This window comes from Paenibacillus sp. 01T422 (assembly GCF_056398785.1).
Genome location: NZ_JBFTQB010000364.1, coordinates 1 through 13,507, shown reverse-complemented (window position 1 = coordinate 13,507; position 13,507 = coordinate 1). Strand labels below are relative to the sequence as shown.

Annotated in this window: 13 protein-coding genes and 3 pseudogenes; 2 read left to right on the top strand and 14 right to left on the bottom strand. The window is 48.0% G+C overall.

All coding sequences use genetic code 11. The features are described from left to right. Positions 1-14: 14 nt before the first annotated feature. The 8 genes and pseudogenes from deoB to AC1DUA_RS20030 all read right to left on the bottom strand — a co-directional run bounded on the left by deoB (position 15) and on the right by AC1DUA_RS20030 (position 6,665). Positions 15-1,187, bottom strand: a complete 1,173-nt coding sequence (gene deoB, locus AC1DUA_RS20065; protein WP_477501452.1) for a phosphopentomutase — start codon at positions 1,185-1,187, stop codon at positions 15-17. A gap of 109 nt (positions 1,188-1,296) precedes the next feature. Next, positions 1,297-2,193, bottom strand: a complete 897-nt coding sequence (gene xerD / locus AC1DUA_RS20060; RefSeq protein WP_477501454.1) for a site-specific tyrosine recombinase XerD — start codon at positions 2,191-2,193, stop codon at positions 1,297-1,299. Positions 2,194-2,270: 77 nt separating this feature from the next. Beyond that, positions 2,271-2,510 carry a DUF4227 family protein gene (locus tag AC1DUA_RS20055; RefSeq protein WP_477501451.1) on the bottom strand — a complete coding sequence of 80 codons (240 nt, stop codon included), beginning with the start codon at positions 2,508-2,510 and terminating at the stop codon, positions 2,271-2,273. Between the two features lie 59 nt (positions 2,511-2,569). Continuing rightward, complete coding sequence (gene ald, locus AC1DUA_RS20050) at positions 2,570-3,685, bottom strand: alanine dehydrogenase (RefSeq protein ID WP_477501453.1); 1,116 nt, start codon at positions 3,683-3,685, stop codon at positions 2,570-2,572. A gap of 181 nt (positions 3,686-3,866) precedes the next feature. After that, the gene (fur, locus tag AC1DUA_RS20045) at positions 3,867-4,352 is read right to left on the bottom strand and encodes a ferric iron uptake transcriptional regulator (protein ID WP_477501450.1); all 486 of its coding nucleotides are present in this window, start codon (positions 4,350-4,352) and stop codon (positions 3,867-3,869) included. A 105-nt stretch (positions 4,353-4,457) separates the two neighbouring features. After that, positions 4,458-5,099 (bottom strand): stage II sporulation protein M, encoded by a 642-nt coding sequence (spoIIM, locus tag AC1DUA_RS20040; protein WP_477501449.1) that lies wholly within the window; start codon positions 5,097-5,099, stop codon positions 4,458-4,460. A gap of 63 nt (positions 5,100-5,162) precedes the next feature. Beyond that, positions 5,163-6,109: pseudogene (locus AC1DUA_RS20035) on the bottom strand (TIGR00375 family protein). A gap of 1 nt (position 6,110) precedes the next feature. Then, on the bottom strand, positions 6,111-6,665 hold the full coding sequence (locus tag AC1DUA_RS20030) for an NUDIX hydrolase (protein WP_477501448.1): 555 nt from the start codon (positions 6,663-6,665) through the stop codon (positions 6,111-6,113). 96 nt (positions 6,666-6,761) lie between these two features. On the opposite strand from AC1DUA_RS20030, the pseudogene mciZ reads away from it, so the two are divergent. Then, a pseudogene (mciZ, locus tag AC1DUA_RS20025) lies at positions 6,762-6,827 on the top strand (Z-ring formation inhibitor MciZ); the annotation flags it as partial. A gap of 34 nt (positions 6,828-6,861) precedes the next feature. Here mciZ and AC1DUA_RS20020 read toward each other — a convergent pair. Together AC1DUA_RS20020 and AC1DUA_RS20015 are read right to left on the bottom strand one after the other, a co-directional pair. After that, positions 6,862-7,986: a DUF3866 family protein gene (locus AC1DUA_RS20020; protein ID WP_477501447.1), complete on the bottom strand. Its 1,125-nt coding sequence runs from the start codon at positions 7,984-7,986 to the stop codon at positions 6,862-6,864. A gap of 133 nt (positions 7,987-8,119) precedes the next feature. Continuing rightward, positions 8,120-8,992: a M20/M25/M40 family metallo-hydrolase gene (locus tag AC1DUA_RS20015; RefSeq protein ID WP_477501446.1), complete on the bottom strand. Its 873-nt coding sequence runs from the start codon at positions 8,990-8,992 to the stop codon at positions 8,120-8,122. Between the two features lie 73 nt (positions 8,993-9,065). Here AC1DUA_RS20015 and prli42 point away from each other — a divergent pair, with 73 nt between their 5' ends. Next, complete coding sequence (gene prli42 / locus AC1DUA_RS20010) at positions 9,066-9,170, top strand: stressosome-associated protein Prli42 (RefSeq protein WP_477501445.1); 105 nt, start codon at positions 9,066-9,068, stop codon at positions 9,168-9,170. Between the two features lies 1 nt (position 9,171). Here prli42 and AC1DUA_RS20005 read toward each other — a convergent pair whose 3' ends face one another. From AC1DUA_RS20005 to AC1DUA_RS19990, 4 genes and pseudogenes are all read right to left on the bottom strand, one after another. After that, the gene (locus AC1DUA_RS20005) at positions 9,172-10,539 is read right to left on the bottom strand and encodes a dihydrolipoamide acetyltransferase family protein (RefSeq protein ID WP_477501444.1); all 1,368 of its coding nucleotides are present in this window, start codon (positions 10,537-10,539) and stop codon (positions 9,172-9,174) included. Between the two features lie 65 nt (positions 10,540-10,604). Further along, positions 10,605-11,585, bottom strand: coding sequence for an alpha-ketoacid dehydrogenase subunit beta (locus AC1DUA_RS20000; protein WP_477501443.1), 981 nt, complete (start codon positions 11,583-11,585; stop codon positions 10,605-10,607). Between the two features lie 3 nt (positions 11,586-11,588). Next, a complete protein-coding gene (locus tag AC1DUA_RS19995) occupies positions 11,589-12,599 on the bottom strand; it encodes a thiamine pyrophosphate-dependent dehydrogenase E1 component subunit alpha (protein ID WP_477501442.1) in 1,011 nt (336 codons plus the stop codon). 108 nt (positions 12,600-12,707) lie between these two features. Next, positions 12,708-13,507, bottom strand: a pseudogene (locus tag AC1DUA_RS19990) (FAD-dependent oxidoreductase); the annotation flags it as partial.

Genomic DNA, 13,507 nt, shown 5'->3' with positions numbered 1-13,507 from the left:
GTTCAGCAGTGGCTTTATTTGAGAAGATGCAGGAAACTCTCGCCCTGATCTGTCGCCTTTACGCCGAAATTATCGGCAATTGTCGCACCAAGATCAGCAAATGTTCCGCGAATTCCCAGGGAAACAGGCACCTCAAAACTCGGGCTGTACAACAAAATAGGCACATACTCGCGCGTATGATCTGTACCCGGATGCACAGGATCATTGCCGTGGTCTGCTGTCAGGATCAACAGGTCTTTGGGCCCTAGCGTTGCTTTCAGCTGCGGCACGTAGCTGTCGAATTCCTCCAGCGCTCGGCCATAGCCTTCAGGGTCACGACGATGTCCATACAATGAGTCAAAATCAACAAGGTTTGTAAAAGCCAACCCTTTGAACGGCTCGCCAAGCACTTCAATGGTTTTCTGAATGCCATCTAAATTACTTTTGGTGGACGTGGTTTTGGTGACACCCTCGCCGTCAAAAATATCATTGATCTTACCGATGGCGATCACATCATAACCCGCGTCCTTCAGGTGATTCATCACGGTAGGCTCCGGCGGCTTCACCGCATAATCATGCCGATTCGGCGTACGCTTGAAAGCACCAGGCTCGCCTACATAAGGTCTCGCAATGACTCGGCCTACTGCAAATTCGCCTTGCGTCAAACGTCTCGCAATTTCACAAGCGCGATACAGCTCTTCCAGTGGAATCACATCTTCGTGAGCTGCCAATTGAAATACGCTATCGGCTGAAGTATAAACGATCCAAGCCCCCGTTTTCATCTGCTCTTCACCAAGCTCATCGAGAATCTCTGTCCCAGAGGCCGGTTTATTGCCGATAACCTTGCGTCCTGTTTCCTGCTCAAACTGCGAAATCAATGCTTCCGGAAATCCCTCCGGATATACGTTAAACGGCGTAGAAATACGAAGCCCCATCAATTCCCAGTGCCCTGTCATCGTGTCTTTTCCAACCGATACCTCGGCCATTTTGCCATAATAAGCTTCTGGCCCTTCAGCTGCCGGGATGCCTTGGATCTCAGCAATGCTGCCTAGTCCCATACGCTGTAAATTAGGAAGCGAGAATCCGCTCACTCTCTCAGCAATATGACCAAGCGTGTGGCTGCCTGTGTCGCCAAACACTTTGGCATCCGGTAATTCGCCGATGCCTACGCTATCCAATACGATTAAACCTATTCGTTCAAAGCGCACTCTTGTCCCTCCAAATTGTTCACAATGTTATCCACCCTTGATTATCGCATTTCCACTCTATGAATGCAAAACAGCAGCTTTTCCTCTAGGAAACCGCCGCTGTCCTCTCTTACATATTCGCTCTCGGATGAGTGCGATTGTAAACATCCTTCATTTTGAGCTTGGTGACTTGAACATACAGCTGTGTCGACGAAATATCGGAATGCCCGAGCATCTCTTGGACGGATCTTAAATCTGCGCCATTCTCAATCAAGTGGGCAGCGAAAGAATGCCGCAAGGCATGAGGCGTGATATCACTCTCAATATTCATCTCACTTGCATACCTTTTCATAATTTTCCAAAAGCCCTGTCTCGTCATCCGAGTCCCTAAGTGACCAATAAATAATGCTTCTTCATCCGCCGACTTCTTCAACATTTTCTTACGGTCTTTATGTATATAGGCGGTTAAGCAGCGGATAGCAATTGAACTAAGCGGGATATTGCGTTCTTTATTTCCTTTCCCCATACAGCGAATGAAGCCAAGCTGCAAATGAACATCATCAACGTTCATCGAGATAAGTTCTGAGACGCGAATTCCCGTTGCATACAGCAGTTCAAGCATCGCTTTGTCGCGCACGCCGCTTACAAGCTCTAGATGAGGCGCATCCAGCAATTTCCCAACATCTTCGACGGAAAGTACCTTAGGCAGCTTCTTTTCCAATTTAGGCGCTTCAATGAAAAGGGATGGGTCTGCATCCACCAAACGCTCTCTCAGCAGATACTGATAGAAAGCACGTATTGAAACAAGATTCCGAGACAAGGTTGCCGCAGCTCTGCCTAGCAATTTCAACTGGGACAAGAAACCAGCAATATTGCTTTTACTTGTTTCTCTCCAAGCTGTGATCCCCTGTTGGTGTAAATAGTCAACAAATTGCTGCAGGTCTCTTTCGTAAGACTCCAGCGTATTCTTGGATAATCCGCGTTCTACAGACAAAAATCGGATGAAGGATTGCAAATCAACCATCATCATGTTATGTAGCTCCTTCGTTAACATGCCATATTTCTAACTGATAGCATTCAACGATGGACCTAGGAACTCCTCTTTTATTCACCATACCAATAAAATAAACGCAGCCTGTCGCTCATTCTGCCTGACTCCGGAAGCGCATTATGCTCATGCTGTCCGAATACCTTGACTGAATTGCCTGCTGGCGTGCGATAGCGATTCACAGGCTCTATCCAGCTGGAGAGCACGACCATTACTTGATACAAAACAACCGTCAACGTCATGAAAAGCAGTATAAAGCGCATACGAACAAGTAATTTTCGATAGGAAAAAATCATAAGCCAGGTCCCCATTTCTGTCCCTTTCTTTAGGACAGGATATGAGGCTCAGGCGCTGATTATGACAGATCAGACAACTTCACATAAGGCTTTCCAAGCGCCTCAGCAACAGCTGGGTGGGTTACACTGCCTTTGTACGTATTAACCCCTAGTTGCAGAGCGTAATTGGCTGTGATCGCTTCTGTTAATCCTTTGTTGGCAAGCTCCAAAGCATAGGGCAGCGTTACGTTCGTTAAAGCAAGCGTCGAAGTCCGCGGAACTGCACCTGGCATATTCGCTACCGCATAGTGCACGACGCCGTGTGTCTCGTAGGTAGGGCTGCTGTGTGTGGTCACCCGGTCGATCGTTTCGATTGAGCCTCCTTGATCTACGGCGACATCCACAATAACTGCGCCTGGCTTCATCGTTTTGACCATCGCCTCTGTCACTAATCTTGGCGCTCTTGCCCCCGGAATAAGTACAGCCCCGATCAAGAGATCTGCTTTGGCAACGGCGCTTGCTATATTAAACGGATTCGACATTAAGGTATTGAGCTGTGCTCCGAAAATATCATCCAAGGCACGCATCCGCTCCGCGCTCCGTTCAATTATAGCGACATTAGCCCCCAGACCAAGCGCCATCTTAGCTGCATTTGTTCCAACGATCCCGCCGCCGAGAATGACTACATTAGCTGACGGCACGCCTGGCACACCACCTAGAAGAATCCCGCGCCCGCCATAAAACTTCTCCAGAAAGTGAGCGCCGATCTGGACTGACATCCGTCCAGCAACTTCACTCATTGGCGTTAACAAAGGAAGTGATCCATTGGGAAGCTGAATGGTTTCATAGGCAACACCTGTCACCTTCTTGTTCAGCAACTGGTCCGCCAAGTCCCCCGCTGCAGCCAAGTGCAAATAAGTGAAAAGCAGCTGTCCCTCCCGAAAATAACCGTACTCGGCGGGGAGCGGCTCTTTCACTTTCATGATCATGTCGCTGCCAGCCCATACTTCAGCGGCATCCGCAATAAGAACGGCGCCCTCCTTGGCATAATCCTCATCCCTAAACCCGCTGCCCGCTCCGGCACCTGCTTCAACGAGCACCTTATGTCCTGCCATAATAAGCGTCGTTGCTCCTCCAGGGGTTAATGCGACGCGGTTTTCATTATTTTTGATTTCCTTTGGGACGCCGATCACAATCGATTGATGAGTCACTCGCGTCTACCTTCTTTCTCATGAACGTTAGTCATAATGTACCCATGCTTCCAGTCCAATTATGTGGAAGGAGATTCTATTATCTAATATCCAGTATATGAGAAAGATGCAAAAATGCCTGTACGCACAACATGTGCTTACAGGCATTTTCTTTGTATAAACAGCTCTATTCCGTGCTGTTATTTTTGGATTTGTCCAATGAGTCCGGTTTCCCTCGTTCGTTACAGCGATAGCATATACCTTGGAAATCAAGTCGATGATCTAATACCTGAAAATGAAAATTCATATCCAGCCTTTCTTCTAAAGGCCCGAGCCAGTCTTCCATAATTTCATCTACTGTCCCACATTGGACGCAGATTAGGTGATGGTGATGGTGACGTGTGCTGTCATCGCGCAAATCATAACGAGCTACCCCATCGCCAAAATTCATTTTCTCCAAGACATGCAGCTCACTCAGCAGCTCTAATGTTCGGTACACAGTTGCCAGACCGATTTCTGGAGCTTTATCCTTCACAAGCATAAACACGTCTTCGGCACTGAGATGATCTTGTTCATTTTCTAAAAGTACACGCACAGTCGCTTCCCGTTGAGGGGTAAGCTTGTACCCATGGGATTGCAACTGCTGCTTAATTTTCTCAATCCTTGCTTCCATATGCCTCCCCCTCAGAAAGGTGGGCATCCAAGCCCAATTTTAGCCACTCTTTTCATTATAGGGGGAGCTTACTTACAAAGTCAAACAGAAACATGTTGTTTTCTGTCATCCATAGAGCGGAACCAGCATCGGCGTGACCCATTTCATCATCATTTGCGCTACATAACCCTCCCAAAGTGCCGCTCCAAGCAGGAAAAAACCCATTAGAAGTGTTAATGTTGTAAAACGCATGAAGGGTTGGTACATGTTGCCATTACGGCTCATAAATCGATTTTTAATCATATAAATGGAAAAAGACATCGCTGCAACACTGCAGAAGAGAATCGCCGGAATGACGATCAAATTTTGCGGTGCTACAGAAACCAACGCGAACAACATGCCTTTCCAAGACATTTGACCGACCAGATAGCCTACCGTAAAGCCGATCAGCACGCCCTTGAGGAAATCCAGGACAAGGATGAGCGGAAGGCCAATCACGGACAACCCAAACAACCAGATCAGTAGAATCCATTTCATATGCATGCCAAAAGATTGAACGAAAGACTGCCTGCTGTCAAACTCGGCACCATCATTAATTTCATGGAAGAAGCTTCCCAGATGGCGCGTCATCTCCTGCTTTTGTTCCAAGGAAAGCGCGTTAACCATCACGGCGCCGAACACAACACCAATGAGAAAGAGCACGGAGACGAATATAAACAGCGGCAAATTATCCTTCATATATTGTTTCATCGTTAGGTTCCTATTCACTCTCGCAGCTCCTCCCGTGTGTACAACCTCTACAAAGACAAGCTTATGAGCGAGAACTGGAAACTATGAACGATTTTTCACTTTACCATATCTTCCTCCTCCGCCAACCTCAAGCAAAAGCGTACCTTCACGCGCGTGGGCAAGGTACGCGGCTATTTCTTCACCGACTTCACTTGCCAACTCTTCCTGCGTCGTGCGATGCAGCACATTCATCTCCGTTCCAAAACGGTGAAGCAGTTGATTCAATTTCTTAGGACCAAGCCCWGGAATAAATTCTAGCGGAATTTGAAAATGATAACTCGGCCTGTATGGAGGTAGATACGGCTCTTCTCGATCCGCCAAATCCATAATGCGATCCATAACGCCTCGAACTATTTTGTTGCTGCCGCAGTCTGCGCATCGCTCTACTGCGCCCTCTTGGTCATCCAGAACCGCCTCACACAGGGAACAATAGGTTCGATGATATTTCCCCAAGCGGGGATTCAAGCCGTAATTTGCGACCACGCCACGCCCTTCTATGCGATGTAGTGCCTTAACACAATGAGCGCGGGAATCAGGATTCCCCCTCTCCCTAGCACCTCTTCCTGCAATACTCGGGTTGGCACATAAATACGCTGCGAGCTAAGCTCCACATTTTTCATGTGCCCCTTCATCCAGTTCGTGAATCCCTGCATCACCTCAAGATTGGGCATATACGCTAACAAATGCGCTGGCCCCATGCCAGGTTCCCTGACTTCAATCTCACATCCCAACATGACGGTTGTATCCCTATACCGGATACCTCCGCCATCCAGTTCAATCATCTCACCACGGTCCAAATAAGTCATAATGTCATCTTGCACAGATGGCGAATGACAGTCGATAATACCGATGATCTCCATCCCTTTGCGGACAGCTGCTTCGTGGGCAATATTGAAAAAAGTAAGGTTATTCGCGGCGCTAATCTTCACAGCTTGGCCGCTCTCAGTTCGTCCAATATGAATATGAAGGTCTACATAATAAGACTTCATCCTAGATCTGGCCCGTCAACTTGTATAACTGCCAAGCATAGACAGCCATAATCGTTTTGGCATCGCTTATACGTCCTTCACGCATATACTCCTGAGCTTGTTCCAACGTAATGGCCTCACACTCCAGAAATTCATCCTCATCTGGATTCGCGTTTCCTTTGACCAAATCTTCCGCGAGATACAGATGGATAATTTCATCAGCAAATCCCGGGGACGTATAAAAGGAACTAACCAACTTCACGTTGTCAGACCGGTATCCCGTTTCTTCCTCCAACTCACGTAAAGCCGCTTTCAAAGGTTCTTCGCCAGCATCCAGCTTGCCCGCAGGGATTTCAACCTGGCTTTTCTCCAGGGGTTTGCGATACTGCTCCACGACAATCATTTTATCCTCAATTAACGGAATGACAGCTACCGCTCCAGGATGCTTAACGATTTCTCTCGTAGCTGTTTCCCCGTTTGGCAGCGTAACTGTGTCTACCTGAAGGGAAATGATTCTGCCTTTATAAATAGACTCCGTTTTAACAGTGACTTCTTCGAATTTCTTATACACGGTCATCTGAACACCTCATCATTTTCTAAATTGGAATAACTTGTCCTACTTTTGCATATCGATCATTATATCAAATTTCAACCGGAAAAGAGGAAGATCGATATGAAGAGCTATGTAGCGGAAAGACAAATTCGTCTGGTGGGAAAAGCCTGGGAAGTCAAACGTCAGCTTCAGCTCATGCTACAGCAAGGCGGACCAAATATCACTTTGATGGATTATACAGCTGGATTGCACAATCCACAGCAGCGCAAACACCTTGGAAATAAGCAGGGTCCTGCCATAATCCCCTTCCCATCGAGGTAATTGGCAGCGGATAAGGGCGAAAGGACTCCGCGATTTGCTCCGTCAGCGCAGATGGTATCATCCTTATTTGATGCGAAGCCAATTTTATTGATTGCGCTTCAATTATTGTATGTTCCTCCCCCGATAATATCGGCAAAGGGACGACAGCCGGACTTCTCGCAGCAAGCTCCAAAGCAGTTAGCGTATGGTGGCTAATCCCTCGATGCCGTGATCTCTCGTCTGCAAAAGAAAGACGCGGAATGACGATTGGAGTGCCACCTAAGGCGTATACGGCATTCGCGAGCTCACCGACTTCAATACCGGAATAGCCGTACCGCGTAGCTGTACCAACAATCCCAGGACCCATCGTTACCAGACAAACGTCCGCTTTGGCAACATGCTTAGCAGCAATCAAAGCGCTAAATTTGTTAACTGCCTCCAGCTTTCCACCATAGGCTTGACCATACGTTATCGTGCTTTGAAGCCACTCCATAGCCTCCAGCTGAGCTGTATGCTGACTCCAGGCAAGTGGCAGTGCCCCACCGTCCGTCATGATGTAGGACACGTTCCTCGCCGTTTCTAAAGCCTGGTTCGATTGCTGCTCGCGGTATCGAAGCCAACACAACGCCACAGGCAGCATACTATGCAATTCCCCAAGTAAGACAGGCATACCCTCCAAATTCTTCTCACCCTGAAAAATAGAATGAAACGTGCTGCGCTCTTCCTCCACAGCAAGCACACTCCGCTGTAACGGGGTGTATTTGAGTTTCATAATATGTCCGCCGGCTGGATCATCTGCAGGAAGATCATTGTTCCTTGTGGTGTCAGCAGGCAGAACAAGGTGATAACCTCCCGAACCTAACCCAAGCTCCTCGGCTGTTGTATTCAGTACAACCACATCACCGGGAATCAGCAGCGGTGAGCTATCGATATAATGGACAGCGCGCTCCTCCTTGCCACTACGCCGCATAATAACACTGACGACCTGCAGCCCTTCCCTAACGAAAATAACAGCGCTAACCCTTCCTTCCTCTCGTCTCATCATCCAGTTCCCGCTCCCCTTCCATAAGCTGCTACAGGAAGGATATGTGATTAAGAGCCGAATTACTCCAACTCCCTGAAACTAAAAAACCGACTAGCGCGCCAACTTTTGGCACGACTAATCGGTTTCTATCGCTTTAAACTTTTGCAGCTTCCTTCACAAGAGCAACGACCAATTCAGCCGTTTTGACCAGATCGCTAATCGCGATATGTTCTTTGGTTGTATGAATTTCGTGGTGCTGCACGATACTGCGAGCTTCTGCTTCCATCTTCACTTTATCGCATACAACGTTCAGTGGACCTACACCAGCGAAACTGCCGATATTCGCTGTTGTCTCGTTGTCGATCCGACCAAGCGACATGCGCGAAACAGCCTTGGACGCAACTTGAATTGCACTGATGCCATCTTCCGGATTAACGCCTGCGTGTGCCGATTTCCCGTGGAAAATAATTTCAATTTCCGCACGACCTGGCGCAGCAGTGGCGATATCTCCGATGCTGCCATTGGAATCCAGCGCGAAGCCGAATTCTGCTTCCATCATTTTGCGATCCATGGCACGAGCGCCTTTCAGACCGCTTTCTTCACCTGCTGTAATCACGAATTGAACACGGCCATGAGGAACATTTTGCTCCTTCAGCACTTGAATACCTTCAAGCATAGCTGCGATGCCTGCTTTGTCGTCACTGCCCAGGATCGTAGTTCCGTCGCTGCGGATGTAACCATCTTCGCCAATTTGCGGCTTGATGCCATTGCCTGGAGCTACGGTATCCATGTGCGATGTAAAGAAAATCGTCGGGATAGCAGCATTGCTGTCCGTCGCTTCCAGGGTACAGATCAAATTTCCTGATCCATGACCACTTTTGGCCATCGAATCATCTTCAACGACCGTTAAGCCTAAACGACTGAATTTTTCTTTCAATACGACACTAATTTCTTGCTCAAAACGGGTTTCGCTGTCTACTTGTACGAGCGAAATGAATTCTTCTACTAAACGGTTTTGCTGAATCATGTACTTTCCTCCGATACTCACTATGGGTTACAATAAAACGGTACAAGCTTTTACGATAAAGGAGTGACTCTTCATGTTGCAGAATAGACGTTGGTTTAAAGTCGTGGTTTACGTAATGCTCATCACCATGCTGTTATCGAGCATATTGTTTACTGCCGGATTATTTTTTGATTCCTAGTTTAATAAATTTTTGTATCTGCGTTGTAACTTTCCAAATTTTCTTTGACCCTCTGTAGGAACCTACCGCAGATAACACCATCCAGAATGCGGTGATCAAGCGACAGACACAGGTTAACCATAGAGCGGACTGCGATCATATCTTGAATAACGACAGGCTTCTTCACAATCGATTCGAAGGTCACAATGGCTGCTTGCGGGTAGTTGATGATCGGGTAGGACAGAATCGAACCGAAGGAGCCTGTGTTGTTAACCGTGAACGTTCCGCCAACCATATCATTCAATGACAACTTGCCAGCACGTGTCTTCTTCGTCAATTCATCAATTTCTCTCGCTAGTCCCGCGATATTCTTCTGATCCGCCTTCTTGATCACTGGCGTCATAACTGAGTCTTCCGTGCCTACAGATAGAGAGATGTTAATATCGCGTTTCACGATAATTTTATCTACGGCCCATACGGAGTTAATGATCGGATAATCCTTAATCGCATTGACAACTGCTTTCAGCATGAATGCCAAATACGTCAAGTTAATGCCCTCGCGGCGCATAAACTCATCCTTTACTTTATTCCTCAGAACCACGAGATTCGTAACGTCCACTTCAATCATCGTCCATGCATGCGGAATTTCCGTCACACTTTGCTTCATACGTGAAGCGATGGCATTACGGATCGGCGTAACATCGATGAAATGTTCATTACGAGAGTCCAGCGAGTGTCCTTCCGCTTCAATCAGCGGTGTTTGCGGATTCGCAGACAGATGGATGCCGGAGCTGCGTACTGGCAGATTAGCAGGCTGCGCCTCTATTTGTGGTGCTGGCGTACTGCTTGCAGCTGGTGCTGCTTGCTGATTCGTATGCACAGCCGCAATCGCAGCTGCAGGAGCTGACTTGGAGCCGCCACCAGCGACGAACTGCTCGACATCCTTGCGTGTAATTCTACCGCCAAGCCCCGTCCCCGGCACGCGTGATAAATCTACGTTGTTCTCTTGGGCAAGACGGTGAACGGCCGGTGAGAAACGGCCGCGCATGCTTTGGTCGCTATCTTCCGGTACAAACACACCTGCGCTGCCAGCCAATTCTGCAACTGCTGCTGGTGAACCAGCCGAATCTCCTGCTGACTCCTCGATTAAACAAATTGCCTCTCCAACTGCTGCTGTTTCACCGTCGCCGACAATGATTTTCACTAGTGTGCCTTCAATCGGTGAAGGCATTTCTGTATTCACCTTCTCTGTGAAAAGTTCACAGAGTACGTCATATTGTTCGATATAATCGCCTGGCTTTTTCAGCCATTTGCCGATTGTAGCCGAAACGAGGCTTTCCGCTAAATGCGGAACCGTTACCTCTGTTAGTCGACCGTTCGTTTGGTTCATGGGTGTACCTCCTAAGTTCAGGAAATGATCAATGGCATGAAATCAGACCAAAGAAATTGAATTATTTAGAACATTGCAAGCTGGCGCATAGCATCCTTCAGCTTATCGCTATTGAGCAAGAAGAACTTCTCCATGGGAGGATTGCTGCCCACAGCAGGTACATCCGGACCGCAAAGTCGAGCGATCGGTGCATCAAGTTCAAATAGAAGTTCTTCAGCGATGATCGCAGACACTTCGGCGCCAACGCCGCCTGTTTTGTTATCTTCATGTGTGATTAGTACCTTGCCCGTCTTTCTGACCGCTTCAAGAATCGCCTCTTTGTCCAAAGGCTGCAGCGTTCGCAAGTCTAGCACGTGGCAAGAAATACCTTCCTTCGCAAGCTCTTCAGCCGCTTGCAGCGCAAAGTTCACTACCATGCCATAGGCGATGACTGTAATGTCCGTGCCTTGACGCTTCACGTCAGCTTTGCCGATCGGCACGATGTAGTCCTCATCTGGCACATCAGCAGATAGCGCAAGATACGCCTTCTTGTGCTCGAAGAACAGCACGGGATCCGCGTCACGGATCGCTGCCTTAAGCAATCCCTTCGCATCATACGGATTAGAAGGCGCAACGATTTTCAAACCCGGCGTGCCGAAGAACACGGATTCCGGACACTGGGAATGGTACAAGGCGCCTGCGCCGGTCGCTCCGTAAGGCGCACGAATCACAATCGGGCAAGACCAATCATTATTTGAGCGATAGCGAATCTTCGCCGCTTCGCTTAGAATTTGATTTGTTGCCGGGAAGATGAAATCGGCAAACTGAATTTCGGCAATCGGCTTCATGCCGTACATGGCCGCACCGATAGCTACACCGACGATAGCGGATTCCGCTAGCGGCGTATCCAATACGCGATCTTCTCCAAACAGATCGCGAAGCCCTTTGGTGGTGTTCAAGACACCGCCTTTACCAACGTCTTCACCGAGGACGAAAACATTGTCGTCCCCTTGCATTTCCTCCTGCATCGCAGATCGGATAGCTTCCAAATAAGTAATGACTGCCATAAATTAGAGGTCATCTCCTTCTGCGTAAACGTGGCGAAGCGTATCTTCCGGTTTCGGAAATGGTGCTTGATCCGCATACTTCGTAGCTTCGTTAATTTCTTGCTTGAGTTCTTCCAGAAGCTCACGTTCCTGCTCATCGCTCCACAGACCGCACTCCATTAAATATTCCTTGAACTTGACGATACCGTCTTTTTGACGATTTTCTTCAACTTCCTCTTTCGTCCGATACAACATATCATCATCGGAAGTGGAGTGAGGCATAAGACGATAGGACATCATTTCAATCAAGGTCGGGCCTTCTCCGCGAGCTGCGCGATCTCTGGCTTCCTTCGTAACACGGTACATTTCCAAAACATCGCTGCCGTCAACTTGCACACCCGGGAAACCATAGCCCAGCGCGCGATCAGAAATTTTGCCAGCTACTTGTTTGTGGAGTGGCACCGAAATTGCATATTGATTATTTTCACAGACAAAAATAACAGGCAGTTTATGTACACCAGCAAAGTTGCACCCCTCGTGGAAATCCCCTTGGTTGCTGGAGCCTTCACCGAAAGATACATAAGTAACCAAATCTTGCTTTTTCATTTTTGCGGCTAGCGCGATACCTGCAGCATGAGGGACTTGTGTCGTTACAGGAGAAGATGCTGTTACGATATGATTTTTCCGATCACCAAAATGCCCCGCCATCTGTCTGCCGCCGCTATTAACGTCCTCTGCTTTACAGAATACGGCAAGCATAAGATCCTTCACGGTCATACCAACCGCTAGAACAAACGCATAATCACGATAATAAGGCAGGAAATAATCTTTCTTGGCTTCCATTGCGAAAGCCATCCCTACTTGACCTGCATATTGCCCCATCCCGGAAACGTGGAAAGGAATTTTGCCCGCACGCTGAAGCATAAAGGCACGTTCATCATATTTAGCCGCAAGACTCATGACTCTATACATACGAATAACGACTTCGTCAGATAACCCTAATGTTCTATGCTTATAAAGCTGACCAATGGACATGGAGGTTGCCTCCTTAAAATAGTTTTACATACGGTTGTTTTATTACCTGGTCCTAAGACTTGACTCTATAAGCTTATTATAAACGCAAACGCGTATGATTACAATTTTTTATCCGCTAATGGCAATTCCATCCACAGCAAGCATAGCTTCGCCTAAAGCTTCGGACAAAGTAGGATGCGGATGAATCGTTTGTCCAACTTCCCAAGGTGTTGCGTTCAACACTTGAGCCAATGCCGCTTCGGAAATGGAGTTCGTCTTCAACATTGGCTGCTCGTCCGACAGAGACAAGCACTTTTTCCGCTTGCAGCTCGATCATCTCGCCTTGCTTGTCCGCTTGCAAAGTGACCGAACCTTCAGCTATCTTCACAGAGTCAGCCAGCACTTTTGCGCCAGTCACCAAGTTGATGCCACGCTTTTTGAACAAGCGCTCTAATTCCTTGGATATATCGGCATCTTCCAGGCTTGCCAACCGTTTCTCATACTCAACCACAGTCACCTCAACACCGAAATCGCGCAGCATGGAAGCCCACTCAACGCCAATCACGCCGCCTCCAATGATGATGATCGACTTCGGAAGCTCTTCCATCCGCAGCGCATCTTCACTTGTCATAATATGTGTACCATCAATCTCAAGTCCCGGTAAGCTGCGGGGTTTGGAGCCGGTTGCGATCACCAGATTGCTCGAAAGCAAGGTTTCGATATCACCGTCTTCCTTCTCAACAGATACGGCTCCACTGCGCGGTGAGAAAATTGAAGGACCGATAATACGTCCATTTCCGTAATGCACGGTAATTTTATTTTTCTTCATGAGGAATTGCAGCCCTTGGTGCAGTTGATCAACAATCCGCTGCTTGCGCGCCAGCACGTTCTCGAACTTCAGTTCAAGAGAGCCTGATGTGATCCCGTAC

Bases quoted from the DNA above. Each gene is read 5' to 3' on its own strand.
- AC1DUA_RS20055 (WP_477501451.1), bottom strand. From the start codon at position 2,510: ATGATTTTTTCCTATCGAAAATTACTTGTTCGTATGCGCTTTATACTG.
- prli42 (WP_477501445.1), top strand. From the start codon at position 9,066: ATGTTGCAGAATAGACGTTGGTTTAAAGTCGTGGTTTACGTAATGCTC.
- AC1DUA_RS20000 (WP_477501443.1), bottom strand. From the start codon at position 11,585: ATGGCAGTCATTACTTATTTGGAAGCTATCCGATCTGCGATGCAGGAG.
- AC1DUA_RS20015 (WP_477501446.1), bottom strand. From the start codon at position 8,992: ATGATTCAGCAAAACCGTTTAGTAGAAGAATTCATTTCGCTCGTACAA.
- AC1DUA_RS19995 (WP_477501442.1), bottom strand. From the start codon at position 12,599: ATGTCCATTGGTCAGCTTTATAAGCATAGAACATTAGGGTTATCTGAC.
- fur (WP_477501450.1), bottom strand. From the start codon at position 4,352: ATGGAAGCAAGGATTGAGAAAATTAAGCAGCAGTTGCAATCCCATGGG.
- AC1DUA_RS20020 (WP_477501447.1), bottom strand. From the start codon at position 7,986: ATGATGAGACGAGAGGAAGGAAGGGTTAGCGCTGTTATTTTCGTTAGG.
- AC1DUA_RS20030 (WP_477501448.1), bottom strand. From the start codon at position 6,665: ATGACCGTGTATAAGAAATTCGAAGAAGTCACTGTTAAAACGGAGTCT.
- xerD (WP_477501454.1), bottom strand. From the start codon at position 2,193: ATGATGGTTGATTTGCAATCCTTCATCCGATTTTTGTCTGTAGAACGC.
- AC1DUA_RS20005 (WP_477501444.1), bottom strand. From the start codon at position 10,539: ATGAACCAAACGAACGGTCGACTAACAGAGGTAACGGTTCCGCATTTA.